The organism is Bacillus sp. FSL M8-0350 (genome assembly GCF_038593345.1).
Lineage (GTDB): Bacteria > Bacillota > Bacilli > Bacillales > Bacillaceae > Bacillus > Bacillus safensis.
This window is the reverse complement of sequence record NZ_CP151985.1, coordinates 1,493,042-1,512,189: the sequence shown is the minus strand read 5'-3', so window position 1 is coordinate 1,512,189 and position 19,148 is coordinate 1,493,042. Positions and strand designations below refer to the sequence as shown.

Here is a 19,148-nt window from a genome sequence, read left to right as displayed (position 1 = left end):
AAAGAAACAGCGGCACTTTCGTGCATTCTGCTCCATTTAGAACCCTTGTCAGCCTCACTGGACTTCTTTTAAAAGGTTTTCTGTATTTGATTCATTTGAGTTGTCATCTTCTGCTTTTTGATGCGGCAGGATCAGATTTAACAGGACACCCGTAATCGCAGCAAGTGCCATTCCAGATAGGGTAAGATTGATTTGTTTCACCTCAATGAATGCCCCGCCAATCCCAATGACTAGGATGACTGATGCGATAATGAGATTACGCTTTTCTTCAAAATTCACTTTATGATCAATCAGAATCCTCAGGCCGCTTGAAGCAATGATTCCAAAGAGCAGGAACGAAACGCCTCCCATCACCGCGGACGGCACTGTACTGATTAATGCTGATATTTTTCCTACAAAACCGAAGCAGATCGCAAACACCGCTGCTCCGCCGATGACGAAGATACTGAACACTCTTGTGATGGCAAGTACGCCAATGTTCTCTCCATAAGTTGTTGTTGGCGGTCCGCCAATAAGTGAAGCGAAGATCGTTGCCGCACTGTCTCCTAAAATGGAGCGATGAAGACCTGGTTTTTTAATAAAATCTTGTCCTACGACCTTACTTAACACCACTTGGTGGCCGATATGCTCAGACATTGTGACAAAGGCTACCGGCACCATCACTGTGAGAATGCTTAAGGTCACATCAGGTGTATAGTCGACAAATGGCACGACGAAGTCTGGTACAGCAAACCATTTTGCGTCAATGACCGGCTGGAAGTTCACAATGCCTTGAGTTAAGGCAAAGAGATAGCCGCTGATGATGCCGATTAATACTGGGATTAAGCTAAGGAATCCTCTTAGGAAAATCATACTGATAATGGTCACAGCCAGTGTGAAGCCAGCAACCATTAAGTGCTTGAGGCTGTAAACTAGCTCGGTGGCATTCGGATCAACATACATCGCCATGTTGACTGCTGTTCCAGCGAGTCCGAGTCCGATGACCATAATGACTGGTCCTACGACAACCGGCGGCAGAAGCTTCATCAGCCAGCCTGTGCCGAGCCATTTAATGAACAGGGCGATGAGTGCATAAGCGACACCCGCCATGAAGGCGCCAACCATTGCGGCTCCAGGGCCGCCCGTTGCTTTAACATTCAGTATGGGGGCGATGAAGGCAAAGGACGATCCAAGATACGCCGGAATTTGTCCTCTTGTGATAATTAAGTAAACAATCGTTCCCACACCGCTTGAGATGAGCGCGACGGCTGGACTCATATCAATGATTTTTGGTACAAGAATGGTCGCACCAAACATCGCAAACAAATGCTGAAGGCTAAGTGACAGCCATGTGAATGGTTTTGGGATATCTCGAATGCCTAAATTGGCTTTTTGCTGACTCATGATTTTCCTCCTAGATGTGTCCTTTTTCATTAAAAAAGCCTCTTTGCGAGTATGCGCAAAGAGGCCTAGAAAAACCAGACACGTCATGTTATCCGTGTGCTCGGTGTCTCTGTTATTGCCCTCTTTGCAAACTCACTGGAATGCATTTAAAAAGGTTATTTTTCATATATAGCGACAAGGTCGTTCTGATCTACTTCATTGAGCTGAACCATGACTGTCTCTGCTTTTGAAGTCGGAATGTTTTTCCCGATATAATCCGCTCGAATCGGCAGCTCCCGGTGTCCCCGGTCAACGAGCACAGCCAGCTGAATGGAAGATGGTCTTCCTACATCCACAAGGGCATCCATAGCGGCTCTGACGGTTCTGCCTGTAAACAGGACATCGTCAACAACAATAAGTGTTTTGTCATTAATGTCAGCTGGTATGTCTGCACCCTTTACAAGCGGGTCTTGGTTGTCTGTCTTTTTTGTCAGGTCATCACGGTATAGCGTAATATCAAGTTCACCCACAGTGACTGGATTCCCTTCAATTTGCTCGATGCGCTCTGCAAGGCGCTTTGCAAGATGTATGCCTCTTGTCTTGATCCCGGCAAGGATGACATCCTTCATCCCTTTGTTGCGCTCAATCATTTCATGTGCAATTCGGGTAAGCGCTCGTCTAATCGCTTGTTCATCAAGAATGACTGCTTTTTGTTCCATCTTTTACACCTCTTTTTGACAAATAAAAAGCCCCTTCTGCAAAGGGCAGAGAGGGGCGTTCATTTGTGCATATGCGTGCACAAATTGATCCGTTATCCTTCTCAGCCTCTCTGGACTGTTTTAAAGAATCTCAATTTCTTTGTTTATTATTTCAGAAAAAGCACGGCCTGTCAATCGTTATTTCTTAATGAATCGATAAAAGCCTGCATATCAGCTGGTATTGGTGCTGTGAACTCGATATATTCTCCTGTTCTAGGATGATCAAATCCTAAAACACCTGCATGCAGCAGCTGTCCATTAAAATCGACTGTTTTTCTCGGCCCATATTTCGGATCTCCTGCAAGAGGGTAGCCGATATATTTCATATGAACACGAATTTGGTGTGTTCTTCCTGTTTCAAGACGGCATTCGACAACCGTGAAGTCTTTAAAGCGTTCAATCACATCAAAGTGAGTAACGGCTTGTTTTGCATTTTCTTTTGTGACCGTCATGCTTTGGCGGTCTTTTTTGTCTCTGCCAATTGGTGCATCAATTGTTCCTGTATCATGCTGGATAATACCGTGGACAACAGCCGTATACTTTCTTGTAACAGTTTTAGCCACCAGCTGATTGACGAGTGACTCATGTGCCATATCGTTTTTCGCGACCATTAACAGCCCAGACGTATCTTTATCAATTCGGTGGACAATTCCAGGACGCATCACACCGTTAATCCCTGATAAGTCTTTGCAATGTGCCATCAGTCCATTTACAAGTGTTCCTGACACATGACCCGGCGCTGGATGAACGACCATTCCTCGTGGTTTATTTACGACTAACACATCTGCATCCTCATAATAAATATCAAGATCCATTGGTTCTGCTTCTACATCTAGCGCTTCCGGATCTGGAATCTCCACTTTGATTTGATCCCCAGCCTGTACTTTGTAATTGGCCTTTACTTGTTTCCCGTTTACTTCGATCAGCCCATCTTTTACCCATTGCTGGACTTGGGTTCTTGACCATTCTGGTTCTGTCGTGCTTAAAAATTTATCTAGCCGTTCACTCGTTTGTTCTTCTGAAACGGCAATATTTACTTGATTCATGTAGTTGACTCCTTATTTTTCTTTCCATCTAACAGCATTTGAATGAAGAGCAGAATAACCCCTACACAGAGAGAAGAATCTGCAATATTAAAGATTGGGTAGTGATAATCCCCAAATACGAAATGAGCAAAATCAACCACTTCCTGACGGAAAATACGGTCAATAAAGTTGCCGATCGCTCCGCCAAGCATTAAGGCCAGCGCTACTCCCAGCAGCTTGTCCTTTTGTCCATGTTTTTGCAAGTAATAAACAATTCCCGCAATAACAACGAGTGTGATCACATAGAAAAACCACATTTGCCCTTGGAGAATTCCCCATGCGGCTCCTGAATTTCGGTGAGACGTGATATAAAAGAATCCATCAATGACTGGAACAGAATCACCGAGCATCATATTTTTGACAATGAGCCATTTTGTTAATTGGTCTAAACAAATGATAACGAATGCGATTATGTAATAGAACACACACGTTCCTCCATCTTCATACTTTGATCTTTAAGCATTTTATCAAGAAAACAGGAAGGAGTAAAGAAACTTTAGTTGACAGACAAAAACCTCCCTACATGTGGAAGGCTTCAAAATGAGAATCATTCGATTCGTAAGGATAAGGAGTGAATGCTTTTTTCTCGTATTGCTTATGATATAAAAAGTCGTCAGCCGTGCGGGCGGTAGGAAGAATGCTCATTTGTTCAAGCGGAATTACATCTCCTGTTGCCTCACATATGCCATAGGTTCCTTGTTCAATTTTTGCAATAGCGAGAGACACATCTTGCAGCTCTTCTTTGATGTGATAAAGAAGCGTGGTCGTTTTGACCTCATTCAATGTGACATGCTCAGCGGGTGAACGAAATGATGCGTATTCAAACAGTTTAGATTGCAGCTCTTCTTTCATTTGAAGGAGTTCCGTGTAAATCGTCTCTAGATCGCCATTCATGTCGCTATTTCAACTCCTGCCCTGTCGTGATAATCATATTGTTGCCCCGACTAGTCACTTTAAAGCCATAAGATTTTTCCTTTCGTTCTAAACGCTGTCATTTTCTCATAAAAGAAAACGCCCCGTATATGACGGGGCGCCAGCTTGTGATATCGCATTGTTAATTCTGGTAATATTTCTCCACGATTTCAGCATTTTTCAGCGACAATGTTGGGTATTTCGGATTTGCCCCAACGTCTTTTGAAATAATGCGGGAACGCTCGCACAGTTCTCCTTCTGCTTTTTGAACCACAATTCGTCCTGATGTATATTCAGGCGCTGATGTATCTGCATGCTGCTCATCTTCTACCGTTAATTCAGAGATGATAAAGAGCTGCTTCACATCTTCTTTAATGGATGCAAGAAGGTTTTTCACTTCATCTGTCGCATAAAGCGTCACACTTGCTTCAAGTGAACGTCCGATGACTTTCTCATTACGCGCAATCTCCAGCGCTTTTAGCACATCGTCACGTACCTCCATAAAGCGGTCAAACTTCGTTTCTGTCGCTTCAGCTTGAGGAACTAGCACACCTTCTGGCATATCTGTTAACTGAACACTTGGCTCTTCAACAAAGCTTAAGTGGCTCCATAATTCATCTGCGGTATGCGGAAGAATTGGTGCAGTCAGCTTCACTAAAGCCATTAATGTTTCGTAGAAGACCGTCTGCATGCTGCGGCGGTCTGGATGATCGGCATGCTCAATGTAGACGACGTCCTTTGCAAAATCGAGATAGAAAGAGCTGAGCTCAATCGTACAGAAATTGTGAATCGCATGATAGACGACCGCAAATTCGTAATCATCATAAGCTTTTTTCACTTTATCAATCAATTTGTTTAATTTGATCATGATGTATTGATCCACTTCGCGAAGCTCTTCTACTGGCACGGCATTAACTGCTGGGTCAAAGTCAAATAAGTTTCCATGCAGGAAGCGGAAGGTGTTACGGATTTTACGATAGACTTCTGCTACTTGTTTCAAAATATCATCAGACACTGGATGATCGGCTTGATAGTTGACAGAAGATACCCAAAGTCTAAGAATTTCTGCACCAAGCTGCTTCGCGACCTTCGTTGGATCAATCGTATTGCCTAATGATTTACTCATCTTACGTCCTTCTTTATCAAGCGTAAAACCGTGGCTTAGGACCCCTTTATATGGTGCTTTTCCAGTAACAGCAACTGCTGTTGATAAAGAGGAGTTAAACCAGCCGCGATATTGGTCAGAGCCTTCAAGATAAAGATCTGCCGGACGGACTAGGTCATCCCTTTCTTCTAAAACAGCTTGGTGAGAAGAACCGGAATCAAACCATACATCCATGATGTCCTGCTCTTTTGTGAATTCACCATTTGGGCTGCCTGGATGTGTAAAGCCTTCTGGCAATAGCTCTTTTGCTTCTTTTTCAAACCAAATATTCGAGCCGTGCTCTCTAAATAATTGAGATACATGCTGAATGGTTTCGTCCGTGATGATCGGCTCACCATTTTCCGCATAAAAGACTGGAATTGGAACGCCCCATACACGCTGTCTTGAAATGCACCAGTCACCTCTGTCACGCACCATATTGAACAGGCGTGTTTCTCCCCATGCTGGAACCCATTTTGTTTCTTTAATATTGTCTAATAACGCTTCTCTAAAATCTTTAATAGATGCAAACCACTGAGCTGTCGCACGATAAATCGTTGGTTTTTTCGTTCTCCAGTCATGCGGGTAGGAGTGTGTGATAAAGTCGAGCTTTTTCAGCGCACCTTTTGCTTCAAGCTGTTCTGTGATGGCTTTATTGGCATCCTCGTAGAATAGTCCTTCAAAACCAGGCGCCTCATCTGTCATCACACCTTTTTCATCCACTGGACAGAGCACATCAAGACCGTATTTCATACCGACAATAAAGTCATCTTCCCCGTGGCCTGGTGCTGTGTGAACACAGCCAGTTCCCGCATCAGTTGTCACGTGCTCGCCAAGCATCACAAGAGAATCTCTACCATAAATCGGATGCTCTGCAACGACGTTATCTAATTCTTTTCCTTTTAATGTTTTCACGACTTCATACTCTTCAAAGCCAAGCGTTTTTGCCACTTGTTCAACGAGCTCAGATGCGACAACATATCGCTCAGCACCTACTTGAAGAACACTGTACTCTAAGTTTGGATGAACACAAATGCCAAGGTTTGCAGGAAGCGTCCAAGGTGTTGTTGTCCAGATAATGAATTGTTCGCCGTTTTCAAGAACGCCTTTGCCATCTTTTACTTTAAACGAAACGTAAATCGATGGTGAACGTTTGTCTTTATATTCAATTTCCGCTTCAGCGAGGGCTGATTCACTTGAAGGAGACCAGTTAACAGGCTTTAATCCTTTATAGATATAGCCTCTCTTCGCCATTTCACCAAAGACAAGAATTTGCTGCGCTTCGTATTCAGGCTTTAATGTGACATACGGATTGTCCCAGTCTGCTCTGACGCCTAATCGCTTAAACTGGCTGCGCTGACCTTCAATTTGCTTCCAAGCATACTCCTCGCATAGTTTGCGGAATTCTGCTGTAGACATTTCTTTGCGTTTTACTTTTTTATTTTTAGTGAGAGCTGTTTCAATTGGCAACCCGTGTGTATCCCAGCCCGGTACGTACGGTGCATGGTACCCGTTCATTGATTTAAAACGGACGATAAAATCTTTTAGGATTTTATTGAGTGCATGCCCCATATGAATGTCACCATTCGCATATGGAGGTCCATCATGCAAAATAAACGTCGGGCGTCCTTTAGTCCGCTCTAAAACCATTTGATAGATGTCTTTCTCTGCCCATTCCTCTTGGATTTCAGGCTCTTTGTTCGGCAAGTTCCCTCTCATCGGGAATTCTGTTTTCGGCATTAATAAGGTGTCTTTGTAGTTCATACCCATTCCTCCACATGCAAATTCTGATTAAAAAACAATAAAAAAAGCCCTCTCATCCCATAAGGGACGAGAAGGCTTGTCTCGCGGTACCACCCTTTTAGACAAGCGATATGAAAGAGCCGCTTATCCACTCAAAAATCGTAACGTGATCAGACGCCTTTTCTTACTGGTTTTTTCAGAAAAGGAACTAAAGGGGTGATCTCATTGCAGCGTCTCGTAATGTCAGGCTTCCACCATCCCTGATTCGCTTTATTACGCATGTGACAGCTGCGAGTGTCCCTTTCAAACGTTTATCTCTTGTTAATTTATGATGGTATTATATGCAACATGAGCACGTCATGTCAAGATGATGCGCTTATTCTTTTTCGTCAAAGACAGCGTCTACTTCATATTCCAGTAAATGATCCCAATCGTCATTTTTCAGAAGATCAAGCTGCGCTTCGATGAGCATTTGGAAGCGAGTTCTAAAGACCTTCGACTGTTTCTTCAGCTCTTCGATTTCCATTGCAATCTTTCTTGATTTTGACAGCGCTTCGTTGATAATACGGTCTGCATTTTTCTCTGCTTCACGAATAATCAATTTTGCTTCTTTATCAGAATGACGCTTTACGTCTTCCGCTGCTTCCTGCGCCACAAGAATCGATTTGTTTAATGTCTCTTCAATTGTTGCAAAATGACCTAGTCTTTCGTCAAGCTCGTTTACTTTGTCTTCAAGCTCGTTCTTTTTACGAAGTACGATCTCGTAGTCTTTACGTACTTGGCTTAAAAACTCGTTTACTTCGTCTTCGTCATAGCCACGAAAGCTTTTTGTGAACGTTTTATTATGAATATCATTAGGTGTTAATGGCAACCTCGCCACCTCCAGATTCAAGTTCGTTATGTCAGAAGCTCAAATGTTACTTTGAATTTATCTTTTTTGGTTTTCCCATCAATCGTTTTGAGGCTAAAGCGGCCAAATCCCCGAACAGAGAGCTGATCGCCTTCACCGATTGTAAAGGAAGGGTCCTCAGTGACTTTCCAATTGACTTTGACAAGCCCATTTTTGACTAAAAGCTGTGCTTTTTGCCGAGACTGACGGCTGACAGCAGCGCATACAGCATCCAGCCGAAGTGAAGAAATGGTATCTTCTTTGATATCAGTCTTCGTGATCACTGGCTTTATTTCTGCCTGCGTGATTTCCTCTAATGAAACGGCTGCTCTGCCAACATGTGTCAGCTGCGCCCGCACAAAATCGGCGACATCACTTGTACAAATAAATTGCACATCTTCCTCTGAAAATAATAGATCTCCGAATTTTTGACGCTTCAAGCCTGTCCCAATCAATGAGCCGAGAAGCTTCGGGTGTTCTAAGGAAATAAACTTTTTCGCATAGTTCACCTGAAAATATGACAGCTCAACATCTTGAATAGAAGGTTCTAAATAATCAGGATAAATGAGAGCTCTTTTGCGCTCCGCTCCCTCATACCCGCCAAAAAACATGATCCCAAGTTCTTCGCCATGCTGGATGACGGATTCAGTAATAAATTGCTCACGCGGATCAAGAAAATCTGTTAATTTCATTCGATATTGGTCGAGTGCGATTTTTTTCCAGCCTAACACTTGGTCAACAAATGGCTGTTCGTCTTTTCTAAAATGCTGATAGATATCGCTCATTTTGTTCCCCTCTTATGTAAAAGAGCCTGGCAGTGCCAAGCCCGGCAGCCTGTTTACATGAAGCGCACAATCATATTGTAAAGACCAGTTAGTCCATATGATGATGCAAAACGAATCACAAGCAATGCCACAATCGGCGAGATGTCAATCATGCCGATTGGCGGAATAATTTTACGAAATGGTTCTAAATACGGTTCGCAAATATTTGTCAGAAAACGGCCAAACACAGTTTCTCTTGCAGATGGCACCCATGACATAAAGATGTAAATAATAATCGCGAATGAGTAAATCGTTAATACCGTTCCTAAAATATTAAAAATGAAATTTAGAATCACTATGATTTACCACCTCTGAGGTTCTTCCTCTGTCAATAGCTCTGATATTGTGCCAGATACATCTACATTATCAGGTGTGCAGAGGAATATATTCGAGCCAATACGCTGGATGTCTCCACCGATTGCATAAACGGTTCCGCTTAAGAAGTCAATGATTCGCTTTGCTTGATCATGCTGAATGCGCTGCAAATTCACGACGACTGCACGTCTGTTTTTAATATGGTCTGCAATCTCCTGCGCTTCTGCATAAACACGCGGCTCACTTAACACCACTTTAGAGGATTTTTGCACGCTTTGCAAGCTGACAACATTTTGTTTTCCTGTCTGCGGACGATCTTGAAATGCTGCTTTGTCCTTCGTTCCTTTTTCTTCTTGAACGGGTTCTCTTTCTTCATCAATATATTCGTACTCATACTCTTCATCGTCAAGAGTGAAAAAGCTTTTAAACTTATTTTTTATGCTCATGTCACGCACCTCCTGTTTCATTTCCAACAAGTGAAGAGCCAATCCGAACGAATGTCGCACCTTCTTCAATTGCGATTTCAAAATCATTTGACATGCCCATCGATAAATGCTGACAAGGTGCATTTACTTGGTTAAGATGTTTTACTTCTTCTCGAAGGTTTTTTAATGTTTTAAAACAGTTTCGAATCACAGTGTGATCATCTGTAAATGGAGCCATCGTCATCAGTCCAGCAATTTCAATCTGTTTGAAATCAGCGAGCTGCTTCACAAACGGAATGACGTCTTCACTTTTCAAGCCGTGTTTTGACTCCTCAAGTGACGTGTTCACCTGTACAAAACAGCGAACTGTGTGATCCGCTCTTTTTTCAATTTCATTCGCAAGAGACATCCTGTCGAGCGAATGTAAGTAGTCAATTGTCTGAATGACAGATTTCACTTTACGTGTTTGTAAACTGCCGATGAAGTGCCAGCTAATGTTTTCATCGGTTATGGCCGCCTGCTTTTCAAGTAACCCTTGGTCACGATTTTCACCAAAATGCATAATTCCTGCTTCTTTGGCTTCTTGTGCTCGTTCAATTGAGACATACTTTGTCACAGCAACGACCGATACATCTGCTGGATGTCTACCGGCTCTTTTACATGCTTCGTTTATTTGTTCATTTATTTGTCTGAGATTCTCTCGTACATTCAATTGCACTTATGCCTCCTTAAACCCGACAAAAGACATCATACGTCCTGTTTTGCCTTGATCACGCCGGTGTGAGAAGAATAGCTGATCATTGCAGCTTGTGCACATCGAACTGACATGTATGTTTTCTTCTTTTATTCCTGCATGAAGCAATACGTTTTTGTTTAATGTTTTCAAATCAATTTTATATTGTCCTTGTGAAATCTCGGAATACACATCCTCTGTTGAAAAAGGAAGCTGTTTCACTTGATCCATGACTGCGTCATCGACTATGTAGCAGCAGCTGCCAATGGATGGTCCAATGACGACTTGGATATGATCGGCCTTGGCACCTTCTTGGCGGACCCATTCATCAACCATCTTTGCACCAATTTGCTTGACGGTTCCTTTCCAGCCGGCATGAGCCGTTCCAATTAATCCGTTTTGCGGAGCTAGAAAATAAAGCGGAACACAATCAGCGAAACAAAGAGCGAGCATCATGTTCGTCTCAGAGGTATATAAACCGTCTGTACCAGGCAGTGCCTCATGATAATGAAGACTTCCTCTTCCTCTTTGCTCCTTGGTGACTTTCAGGATGCGATCCTCGTGTGTTTGGTCTGCAAACACCCAATCAGAGAGCGGCACAGCAGCAGCATCTGCTATGACTTGACGATTCATTTGAACACTAGAAGCATCATCTCCTACATGGAGTCCAGTGTTCAATGATTGATATGGAGGTAGGCTGAAGCCGCCATTTTTTGTCGTAAATCCGGCCAATACCTCTTTTCCAGAACATGTCATGTTCGTCCAATCATGAATGGTCATTGCATATGGTGATTTCTGCTGAAAGGGGTCATATTTGTGTGTCAAAGCTGCCTCCCACCTTTCATTCATCTCTCTTTATATCGCTCCTATTTTACCACAAGACATGCATAGACAGTTAGTGGGATTCATTAAATATTACACTCAAATGTGCCCTTTCTGCAGGTTTTTTTTCAAATTGATATGAAAACGTAATCTTTTTACCCGAAAAAGACATTGTTTGCTGAGAATGGAGAGCTTGTTTTAAGGAAAAATTGAATGATTCATTGAGGAGTTATATGAATTAAGAAGACAATCGGACAAGTATTACATCTTCGCCAATTTTTACTATATTTCGCCAAGGGACGATCATTTCCTCTTCTTTTCCGAAAAATCCCATCATTTTCCCTGTGCCGCCAATAATAATCGCTTGTATTTTGCCGCTTGTCACATTAATATCAATGTCCCCAATGGTGCCTAGTTTTTTTCCGCTGGATACATCGACGACATCCTTGATTTGGAATTCAGAAATACTGATCATCTGTCCTTCCCCGCCTTTCGTTTTCTACTATAATATGTATGATGGAAAAGCAGGGACGCAGACCAATAGTTTCTTTTATCTACAATTTACTTAAATGCGGACGGCCATTTCTCCACATGACATCTACCGGACATTCAAAAAAAGAAGAAAGCAAGCCGCTTGTCATCATTTCTTTTGTTTCTCCTTGATCAAAAACAGATCCATCTTTTAATAATAAGGTGTGCTGAAAAACAGGCAGAATCTCCTCTGCATGATGGGTCGTATAGAGCAAAGTAGGCGCATCAGGCTTTGCTGCAATAAATGAGATGGTTTCCAGCACTTGCTCTCTTGCTAAAAAATCAAGACCCGTCACAGGTTCATCTAAAATCAAAAGCTGCGGATCATTCATTAAAGCCCTCGCAATCAAGACTTTTTGCTTCTCTCCCTGTGAGAGGGTTTCATATGTTCTGTTGGCATATTTGAATGAACCAAATGCTTTTAATAGATCAATGGCTTTCTCTCTCATTTCATCTGTCGGGGTTTCATAAAGCCCGATAGAAGCAAATGCGCCGCTAAGTACAATTTCAAAAGCATTGTCGTCTCTATGCAATTTCTTTTCAAGTCCCGCTGAGATGAGACCAATTTTCCTCCTGAGCTTTTCACCAAGAGCTTCCTTGCCAAAGACATGTCCCAGCACTGTCATCTCGCCTGACGTGGGGAAATAATAGGAGCAGAGCATATTTAATAAAGCGGTTTTTCCCGCACCATTTAAACCGTAAAGCACCCAGTGTTCCTGCTTGTTCACCTGCCAGTCAATAGACTGCAGCAGCCATTTCCCATTTCTTTTTAATGAAACATTCTTCAATTCAAGTGACACCATAACTTCCTCCTGATTAAAAATTCTGAATATACAAATAATGAATGTTTACAGCATATCGTAAATGCTCTTTCTGGTAAACCTCATATAAAAAAGCTGCTCCTAATTAGGAACAGCTTTTTTTACATGGTTACGAAATTTCAATTCGTACGCCTTCTTTTATATCAGGAAACGTGTGGGGGGATGCAAAAACAGCGCCTGGTAATACATCATCAAACGGTTCTTGGAAGTAGATCGAAATATGGCCGAGCTCTTTAAAGTTATCATTTGCTTTATTGCCGAGGGCTGTGATCGTGTACGTTTGATCGCCCACTTGAATGGTTCCGCCCAGCTTCAGCGGCTCTTCTTCTAGATGCTCGAACTCATGAATGACAGACATATCTCTTAATTCCTGCGGCGCTGCGGGTCCAAATAAAACAATCAGCTTATCTTCTTTAAATTGAGGGACTAAGATCCCAATTTCTTTTACGACAGATTGTGTTACCATGTATCTCGATTCCTCCTTTAATACTTAATACATACCGAAGCTGGCAACGTATGCGATCACAACAGATAGAACCCCTGTAATAAGACGGCTATACAAAACAGCTGGTACCCCATATTGTACCGTTTCCGGCTTCGCTTCACCAAGTGACAGCCCCACTGGAATAAAATCACACCCTACTTGGCCGTTGATGGCAAATAGTGCAGGAAGTGCAAATTGAGGCGGAATGTTTCCTAGTGCAATTTGACTACCAATCAGAACACCGATGACTTGGGCAATGACTGCTCCAGGTCCTAAGACAGGTGATAGGAACGGCAGTGTACAGACCACAACGAGCAGTAAGAGCCCCCAAAGAGATCCTGCCAAAGGTGATAGAAAATGGGCAATCAGGTCACCGATTTTTGTATAATTGATAATTCCAATTAACATACTGACAAATGCCATGAAAGGAATAATGTTTTTCAAAAGCATATCAACAGAATCACGGCCGGCCTGGTAGAACGTACCGGTGACTTTCCCGATTCCGCGTGAGAACCTCATCAGGAAATTGCCTTTTTCCTGCCGCTCAATATTTTCCTCTTTCAGCTTTGCATACGTTTCTTTGAAATTCTCTTTGTCAATCGACTCACTGTTTTCCTGACCTTCTGCTTTCGCCTCACCATCAGATGCTTCTGCATAGGAAATATCTTTTTCTGTTACGCCTGATACGAAGATATCTTCTGTAATATGTTTAGCAAGCGGCCCAGAAGGAGAGGATGCCAAAACGTCTACAGTAGGAATGCGTTTCATTGGATAAAGTCCGATTCGCGCTGTTCCACCGCAGTCAATGACAACACACATCATTTCATCTTCTGGTATAGAGTTTTTAAAGCCGTCACATGCTTCTGTCCCTGTCATTTCTGCAATTTTACGTGCAACCGGGTGAATGCCTCCCCCTGTAATGGAAACAACCTTTCTTCTTTTACCAGTTGGTTCAAGCTCTAAGCCTTCTCCCCATCCGCCAGCACCTTTTGCAACAAATACTTTGTGGTTTGTCATGTCTAACCCTCCCCTATTGTGAATTCGCTTTCATTTTTCCTGCTAAATATTTTGTAATCCATTCAGTAATGATTCCGCGTAGTAAAATGACGACGATCCCGACTAAGAAGTAACGAACAGCAAGCTCTGACATTGAATATCCAGCTTCTTTAATCCCGTTCGCAATTCCTAAGTAGACAAATAGTTCTCCTGCGTTGGCATACGGGAACAGTGATGTCACCGGATGAACAAATGAAACAGCTGAATCATAGAATGCTGGTTTTTGTTTTTCAGGTAAGAAGCGGCCAAACGTATAAGCCATTGGGTTTGTCAAAATAAGAACAGATAAGATCGGCATTAACGTGTAGCGCAAAATGGTATATTTCGCTGCAAACTGAATGGCTCTATTCACTCGCTCTTCTCCAATAAATTTCATGACAGCATAAGTGAAAGTAAGTAACACAACAAGCGTTGGAACGATACCTGTAATTAGACCCATGAACTGCTTTCCGCCGGCTTCAAACATTCCGATAAAGTGCTCTCCAAACCATTGAATCCATTCCATGTTTCATCTCCCCTTTCCTTAGTTCACATTTGTTATATTTTTTTTCGAAATCGAGACAAGTGCCTGCTCAGCCGCCATGGAAAGTGCTTGCATGACAGCTGGCGCTTTTTTGCGCTTTTTCAACGTCTTCTTCATCATATGGTGCTCGTCCAGCACAGCCCCTACATGCTTGCCTTCATATGCAGGGACTTCTTTAAATTTAGATAAGATCGACACGCCGCCAAGCACATGGCATTTTTGAATGATATACGATTCATCCACAATGATGAGCGCAATGGCCCCAGGGCCAACTTTGCGCCGTTCCATTCCTGAAAATAAGTGATAGCCTTGTTTCCCTCTGTAGTCATCAATCAGTGAGTCCATGCTTTTGCGGTAATACTTGATTTGGATAAAAGATAACCCATATTGCACAATGAGAATGATACAAAGTACGATTGCTAATTTTTCCATAGCTTCACGTCCTTATGATTGAAATAAGTGATCTTGTAATGAACGCAGCTTCCAGACGGTTGTGTTTGAATCAAGCTCTACATCATCATGAGTAAGGAACTGTCCTAATTTGATGTCTTTTTTCGCTACAACTTTTCCGCTGATTAAGCCAATTGGAATGTGACCGTTCGTTTTCATGTCTTGATGTGTTTCAAGTACACCTCTTACGGAGTATCCGCCAATTCCGTCAAGTGATTCTCCTGCTTTAATATCTCTTTTCGCAACAGCGACTGTTTCTGAGACTGGTACACCAATCGGGTGGATCGATGAATCATGCTGTAAGACCGCTTTTGCGATCGTAACAGGTGTTTCAAGGCTCGCTAAGTGGAAAGGACGGTAAAGCGTGTAGTGAGGACCTTTTCCAACTTTTAAGTAACGAAGCTCTTCATCTACTGGCTCTAGATCACTCTTGACGATAACGAATACGCCTGGAGCAAGTCCGTTTACATATTCAACGACTCCGAAGTTATCGAGCACGCCGCCTTGTTGTTTTTGATTCAATTTATCTGCTACATTCTCTAAATTTGCTTCGACTCCGTGCATACCGACTTTATCTGGCAAAAGCCCTGTCGCGTTACTTAATAAGTTCATTTCTGCCATTGTTTTTGTTCCGTCTTGGAAGGCAGCGAGCATATGCGCACTCATATGTTTACTATCTGCTTCTGCTTTACACGTATCTGGATTTGCTTCTGGGAAGAATGGGTTGTTCTTGCCTTTCCCAGCAACGAGCACCTCAAGTCCCATTGTTTTTGCAAATTCATATAATTCTAGTGTTGCTGCCGGTTCGTCTCCAGCTGATCCAGAATAAACAAGTCCTGCATTTGTGAATAATTTATGCATCACCAAACCGATGGTAATATCAACTTCTACATTTAAAAGAACGAGATGTTTCTTTGAATTAAGCGCTTCCAAAGAAATGTTTGCTCCGACCTCTGGTACTCCTGTTGCATCTACGACAACTTCCACAAAATCTGATTGAATTACTTCTCTATAATCATTTGTGACGACCATTTGATGCGGCTTCGCATGCTGCTTGTAAAAATTCGCTGCCTTCTCTGCTGCACTAAGGTGAATATCACAAACACCTGCTACAATCATGCCTGGAATTTTAGAAATTTGTGAAATAAGTCCAAAGCCCATTTGGCCTGCCCCAATAATTCCTACTTTGATTGGATCTCCACTGCGTTCTCGAGCTAACAACTGTTGATAGATTGACATCTAAATCATCCTTTCAGGTTTTCTTGCTTCTCGTGTAGATTGCTAGAAAAATAATCTGAAACTTTTAACAAATGTTATAAAAATTAACAAAAATCTGCTTCTTGTAACATTTGTTATTTTATTTATCATTTGTTATGAACTTAGTTTATATGATGTGTCAACTTTGTGTCAAGATAAAATCGATAAAATTTTCAATCTTTTTGAGTCTAAAGGCTCAAAAAAACTACCTAATATGATTAGGTAGTTACTTTAATAAGGCATCTCCTGTTCGTTCATCCGTAATTAATACATGAATTAATCCACCTTCTAATGCTGCCCGGATCGCTTCAATTTTTTCTTCTCCTCCAGCGACACCAATGACTAGCGGGATTTCTTTCAGCTTTTGCGGGCTTATGCCCATTACCCTGTTGTTCCATGGGTGAGGATACACTTCCCCTTGGTGATCAATAAAGTTATAGCAAATGTCACCCGCTACATCCTTCGCTTGAAGAATATCCTCCTCTCCGCTTGTCATATAAGATTTCACCATCGTTGAATGCTGCGGAACCCCGCCAATCCCGACAACCGCAATATTTGATGATTCTCCTAGTTCAATCACTTTTTTGATTGACGGCTGCCGAATCAGTACATCCTTCGCTTCTTTCGTATCAAGCATGACAGGCACATGTAAAAACTCACATTTAGATTTGAGTGCCTCTGTGCATCTCGCAATAATATAATTGGCATGGATATCAACATCTTCGTTTCCCACACCCCCGACTAGAGGAACAAATGTCACGGATGGGTAGTGCTGAACTGACGTAAGCGCTTTCGCCATTTCATACAAAGTGGTTCCTGAGGAAAAACCGATGACTTGTCCATCCTTCATGACTTTTAATAAAAAGCCTGCCGCCGCAGCGCCAATTCGGCTTTTTGTTGTTTCTTGACTGAGCGTTTCCACACAGACGACTTCTCGCAGCCCATATTTCCGCTCTATTTTTCTTTCTAATGATCCATATTGTTGATTCACTTCATCATGAATAATGATTTCCACGATTCCTGCTTCACGTGCTTTTGCCAAATATTTCGATATGAGCGAACGGCTAACCCCAACCGCTTCTGCTATTTTAGATTGAGTGGCGCCTTCTTCATAATACATATGCGCAACCTTAATGAGCAGCCTTCTTTCATCATGGAATGTCATAATAACCCTTCTTTCCGCTTAAGTGTTCCCTAACAAATGATATCTAAAATAACATTTGTTAAAAACAGATTAAATGAAAAAAATAACAGAGTCAATACTAGAGACGTGCTCTTTCCAAGAATGAAAAAAGCCGCACATGAAGCGGCGGCTTTAAAAGATGTTTTTATTCATTTGTTTGATGGCTGCTTTTTCAAGTCTTGAGACTTGTGCTTGAGAAATCCCGATCTCTTCAGCGACTTCCATTTGCGTTTTTCCTTGGAAGAAGCGTTTGCGGAGAATCATTTTTTCTCGATCATTCAATCTGCGCATTCCCTCTTTTAAGGCCAATTCCTCTACCCATTGTGTGTCTTTGTTCCGATCATCACTAATTTGATCCATCACATAAATCGGATCTCCTCCGTCATTATAGATCGGTTCAAACAAAGAAACAGGATCTTGAATCGCATCTAGGGCAAAGACAATTTCCTCATGAGGCACTTCCAGCACTTTGGCAATGTCTTCTGCCGTTGGCTCCTTGCTTGTCTCACTAATCAGCCTCTCACGAACCTGAAGCGCTTTGTAGGCAATATCTCTTAGTGAACGAGACACCCGAATTGGGTTGTTATCACGCAAGTATCGACGGATTTCTCCTATGATCATAGGGACCGCATAAGTTGAAAATCTGACATTGTGGCTTAAATCAAAATTATCAATTGATTTCATTAATCCGATACAGCCTACTTGGAAGAGATCATCCACATACTCGCCTCTGTTGTTAAAACGCTGAATCACACTTAAAACCAACCGCAAATTGCCATTGACTAGCTTTTCTCTTGCTGTATCGTCACCCTCATCTTGCAGCTGTCTGAACAATTTTCTCATCTCTTCGTTTTTCAGAACAGGCAGTTTGGAGGTGTCGACTCCGCAGATTTCCACTTTATTTCTGGACACTTTTTTCCCTCCCTACAGGAGCTGTTGTACAAAGTTCAGTATCTCCTTGGGATGGAAAAATATGCACGAGTGATGACGAGAATCATGAGAAAAGAAGTTGATTCCTTTGACAGCAAAGGGACAGAGCTTTTTTAAAAATTTTTTTAGACCATTTTGTTAAATTCTTTTTGTAATCGTTTAATAATTCTTTTTTCAAGTCTTGAAATATACGACTGAGAAATGCCTAGCATATCAGCGACATCTTTTTGGGTTTTTTCCTCACCGCCAACCAAGCCGAATCTAAGCTCCATGATCTGTTTTTCACGGTCATTTAATTGCTCCAGCGCTTTTTTCAACAGTTTTTTATCTACATTTGCTTCAATATCACGTGTGATAATATCATCATCTGTTCCAAGTACGTCTGATAAAAGCAGTTCATTTCCGTCCCAATCAATGTTGAGCGGCTCATCAAACGACACTTCTGAACGAATTTTATTATTTCGGCGCAAATACATCAAAATCTCATTTTCAATACATCTCGAAGCATATGTCGCAAGCTTGATCTTTTTTTCTGGGTTAAATGTATTGACTGCCTTAATTAGACCAATAGTTCCAATACTAATTAAATCCTCAATATTAATCCCTGTGTTTTCAAATTTTCTTGCAATGTAGACCACCAACCGCAAATTTCTTTCAATCAGGATAGCCCTTGCTGTTTGATCACCTTTTGGTAATTTGACAAGCAGTTCCTGCTCTTCATCCTTTGATAATGGCGGCGGCAGCGCCTCACTACCACCAATATAATAAATCTCATCACTCTTAAGACCTAGCTTCATGAGGAGTTTATACCAGTAGTAAGTGAGTTTAAATTTTAATTTTTTCATCTTCTTCTCCCTTCTAAATGTCAAGTTGACCTCGTAAGATAAAAGACATCACCAAA

The 19,148-nt window shown here is 42.0% G+C and carries 22 protein-coding genes; all 22 read right to left on the bottom strand.

The window, feature by feature from the left end; translation table 11 throughout:
* Positions 1–54: 54 nt before the first annotated feature.
* Positions 55–1,383, bottom strand: coding sequence for a solute carrier family 23 protein (locus tag NSS80_RS07715; protein ID WP_041117325.1), 1,329 nt, complete (start codon positions 1,381–1,383; stop codon positions 55–57).
* Positions 1,384–1,538: 155 nt separating this feature from the next.
* The gene (gene pyrR / locus NSS80_RS07710) at positions 1,539–2,081 is read right to left on the bottom strand and encodes a bifunctional pyr operon transcriptional regulator/uracil phosphoribosyltransferase PyrR (protein WP_024424234.1); all 543 of its coding nucleotides are present in this window, start codon (positions 2,079–2,081) and stop codon (positions 1,539–1,541) included.
* A 170-nt stretch (positions 2,082–2,251) separates the two neighbouring features.
* Positions 2,252–3,166 (bottom strand): RluA family pseudouridine synthase, encoded by a 915-nt coding sequence (locus NSS80_RS07705; RefSeq protein ID WP_024426940.1) that lies wholly within the window; start codon positions 3,164–3,166, stop codon positions 2,252–2,254.
* A complete protein-coding gene (lspA, locus tag NSS80_RS07700) occupies positions 3,163–3,630 on the bottom strand; it encodes a signal peptidase II (RefSeq protein ID WP_024424236.1) in 468 nt (155 codons plus the stop codon). Before lspA ends, NSS80_RS07705 begins: the two co-directional genes overlap by 4 nt.
* Before the next feature lie 94 nt (positions 3,631–3,724).
* Positions 3,725–4,099 (bottom strand): hypothetical protein, encoded by a 375-nt coding sequence (locus NSS80_RS07695; RefSeq protein ID WP_024424237.1) that lies wholly within the window; start codon positions 4,097–4,099, stop codon positions 3,725–3,727.
* Positions 4,100–4,259: 160 nt separating this feature from the next.
* The gene (ileS, locus tag NSS80_RS07690) at positions 4,260–7,025 is read right to left on the bottom strand and encodes an isoleucine--tRNA ligase (RefSeq protein ID WP_041117323.1); all 2,766 of its coding nucleotides are present in this window, start codon (positions 7,023–7,025) and stop codon (positions 4,260–4,262) included.
* Positions 7,026–7,380: 355 nt separating this feature from the next.
* The gene (locus NSS80_RS07685; protein WP_008344947.1) at positions 7,381–7,875 is read right to left on the bottom strand and encodes a DivIVA domain-containing protein; all 495 of its coding nucleotides are present in this window, start codon (positions 7,873–7,875) and stop codon (positions 7,381–7,383) included.
* Positions 7,876–7,901: 26 nt separating this feature from the next.
* Complete coding sequence (locus NSS80_RS07680; RefSeq protein WP_024424239.1) at positions 7,902–8,678, bottom strand: RNA-binding protein; 777 nt, start codon at positions 8,676–8,678, stop codon at positions 7,902–7,904.
* A 53-nt stretch (positions 8,679–8,731) separates the two neighbouring features.
* Positions 8,732–9,013 carry a YggT family protein gene (locus NSS80_RS07675; RefSeq protein ID WP_024424240.1) on the bottom strand — a complete coding sequence of 94 codons (282 nt, stop codon included), beginning with the start codon at positions 9,011–9,013 and terminating at the stop codon, positions 8,732–8,734.
* A gap of 6 nt (positions 9,014–9,019) precedes the next feature.
* A complete protein-coding gene (sepF, locus tag NSS80_RS07670) occupies positions 9,020–9,478 on the bottom strand; it encodes a cell division protein SepF (RefSeq protein ID WP_024424241.1) in 459 nt (152 codons plus the stop codon).
* 1 nt (position 9,479) lies between these two features.
* A complete protein-coding gene (locus NSS80_RS07665; protein WP_041118124.1) occupies positions 9,480–10,169 on the bottom strand; it encodes a YggS family pyridoxal phosphate-dependent enzyme in 690 nt (229 codons plus the stop codon).
* Positions 10,170–10,175: 6 nt separating this feature from the next.
* Entirely contained in the window at positions 10,176–11,015 is an 840-nt protein-coding gene (pgeF, locus tag NSS80_RS07660; protein WP_024426938.1) for a peptidoglycan editing factor PgeF, read from the bottom strand.
* Between the two features lie 235 nt (positions 11,016–11,250).
* On the bottom strand, positions 11,251–11,487 hold the full coding sequence (locus NSS80_RS07655) for a YlmC/YmxH family sporulation protein (protein WP_008344958.1): 237 nt from the start codon (positions 11,485–11,487) through the stop codon (positions 11,251–11,253).
* Between the two features lie 79 nt (positions 11,488–11,566).
* Positions 11,567–12,343 (bottom strand): ABC transporter ATP-binding protein, encoded by a 777-nt coding sequence (locus NSS80_RS07650; RefSeq protein ID WP_041118122.1) that lies wholly within the window; start codon positions 12,341–12,343, stop codon positions 11,567–11,569.
* 130 nt (positions 12,344–12,473) lie between these two features.
* A complete protein-coding gene (locus tag NSS80_RS07645; protein WP_007499733.1) occupies positions 12,474–12,830 on the bottom strand; it encodes a PTS glucitol/sorbitol transporter subunit IIA in 357 nt (118 codons plus the stop codon).
* Positions 12,831–12,854: 24 nt separating this feature from the next.
* Entirely contained in the window at positions 12,855–13,865 is a 1,011-nt protein-coding gene (locus tag NSS80_RS07640; protein WP_024426936.1) for a PTS glucitol/sorbitol transporter subunit IIB, read from the bottom strand.
* 13 nt (positions 13,866–13,878) lie between these two features.
* On the bottom strand, positions 13,879–14,409 hold the full coding sequence (locus NSS80_RS07635) for a PTS glucitol/sorbitol transporter subunit IIC (RefSeq protein WP_024424246.1): 531 nt from the start codon (positions 14,407–14,409) through the stop codon (positions 13,879–13,881).
* An 18-nt stretch (positions 14,410–14,427) separates the two neighbouring features.
* Positions 14,428–14,859 (bottom strand): transcriptional regulator GutM, encoded by a 432-nt coding sequence (locus NSS80_RS07630; protein WP_024424247.1) that lies wholly within the window; start codon positions 14,857–14,859, stop codon positions 14,428–14,430.
* Between the two features lie 12 nt (positions 14,860–14,871).
* Positions 14,872–16,116 (bottom strand): SAF domain-containing protein, encoded by a 1,245-nt coding sequence (locus NSS80_RS07625; RefSeq protein ID WP_024426935.1) that lies wholly within the window; start codon positions 16,114–16,116, stop codon positions 14,872–14,874.
* A gap of 244 nt (positions 16,117–16,360) precedes the next feature.
* Positions 16,361–17,299 (bottom strand): sugar-binding transcriptional regulator, encoded by a 939-nt coding sequence (locus NSS80_RS07620; protein ID WP_317222054.1) that lies wholly within the window; start codon positions 17,297–17,299, stop codon positions 16,361–16,363.
* 150 nt (positions 17,300–17,449) lie between these two features.
* Positions 17,450–18,229: an RNA polymerase sporulation sigma factor SigG gene (gene sigG / locus NSS80_RS07615; protein WP_024424250.1), complete on the bottom strand. Its 780-nt coding sequence runs from the start codon at positions 18,227–18,229 to the stop codon at positions 17,450–17,452.
* A 143-nt stretch (positions 18,230–18,372) separates the two neighbouring features.
* Positions 18,373–19,092 carry an RNA polymerase sporulation sigma factor SigE gene (gene sigE, locus NSS80_RS07610; RefSeq protein ID WP_007499746.1) on the bottom strand — a complete coding sequence of 240 codons (720 nt, stop codon included), beginning with the start codon at positions 19,090–19,092 and terminating at the stop codon, positions 18,373–18,375.
* Positions 19,093–19,148: the final 56 nt, after the last annotated feature.

Bases quoted from the DNA above. Each gene is read 5' to 3' on its own strand.
- pyrR (WP_024424234.1), bottom strand. From the start codon at position 2,081: ATGGAACAAAAAGCAGTCATTCTTGATGAACAAGCGATTAGACGAGCG.
- NSS80_RS07715 (WP_041117325.1), bottom strand. From the start codon at position 1,383: ATGAGTCAGCAAAAAGCCAATTTAGGCATTCGAGATATCCCAAAACCA.
- NSS80_RS07645 (WP_007499733.1), bottom strand. From the start codon at position 12,830: ATGGTAACACAATCTGTCGTAAAAGAAATTGGGATCTTAGTCCCTCAA.
- NSS80_RS07705 (WP_024426940.1), bottom strand. From the start codon at position 3,166: ATGAATCAAGTAAATATTGCCGTTTCAGAAGAACAAACGAGTGAACGG.
- ileS (WP_041117323.1), bottom strand. From the start codon at position 7,025: ATGAACTACAAAGACACCTTATTAATGCCGAAAACAGAATTCCCGATG.
- NSS80_RS07695 (WP_024424237.1), bottom strand. From the start codon at position 4,099: ATGAATGGCGATCTAGAGACGATTTACACGGAACTCCTTCAAATGAAA.
- sepF (WP_024424241.1), bottom strand. From the start codon at position 9,478: ATGAGCATAAAAAATAAGTTTAAAAGCTTTTTCACTCTTGACGATGAA.
- NSS80_RS07680 (WP_024424239.1), bottom strand. From the start codon at position 8,678: ATGAGCGATATCTATCAGCATTTTAGAAAAGACGAACAGCCATTTGTT.
- NSS80_RS07635 (WP_024424246.1), bottom strand. From the start codon at position 14,409: ATGGAATGGATTCAATGGTTTGGAGAGCACTTTATCGGAATGTTTGAA.
- NSS80_RS07640 (WP_024426936.1), bottom strand. From the start codon at position 13,865: ATGACAAACCACAAAGTATTTGTTGCAAAAGGTGCTGGCGGATGGGGA.
- NSS80_RS07625 (WP_024426935.1), bottom strand. From the start codon at position 16,116: ATGTCAATCTATCAACAGTTGTTAGCTCGAGAACGCAGTGGAGATCCA.
- sigE (WP_007499746.1), bottom strand. From the start codon at position 19,092: ATGAAAAAATTAAAATTTAAACTCACTTACTACTGGTATAAACTCCTC.
- NSS80_RS07630 (WP_024424247.1), bottom strand. From the start codon at position 14,859: ATGGAAAAATTAGCAATCGTACTTTGTATCATTCTCATTGTGCAATAT.
- NSS80_RS07620 (WP_317222054.1), bottom strand. From the start codon at position 17,299: ATGACATTCCATGATGAAAGAAGGCTGCTCATTAAGGTTGCGCATATG.
- NSS80_RS07655 (WP_008344958.1), bottom strand. From the start codon at position 11,487: ATGATCAGTATTTCTGAATTCCAAATCAAGGATGTCGTCGATGTATCC.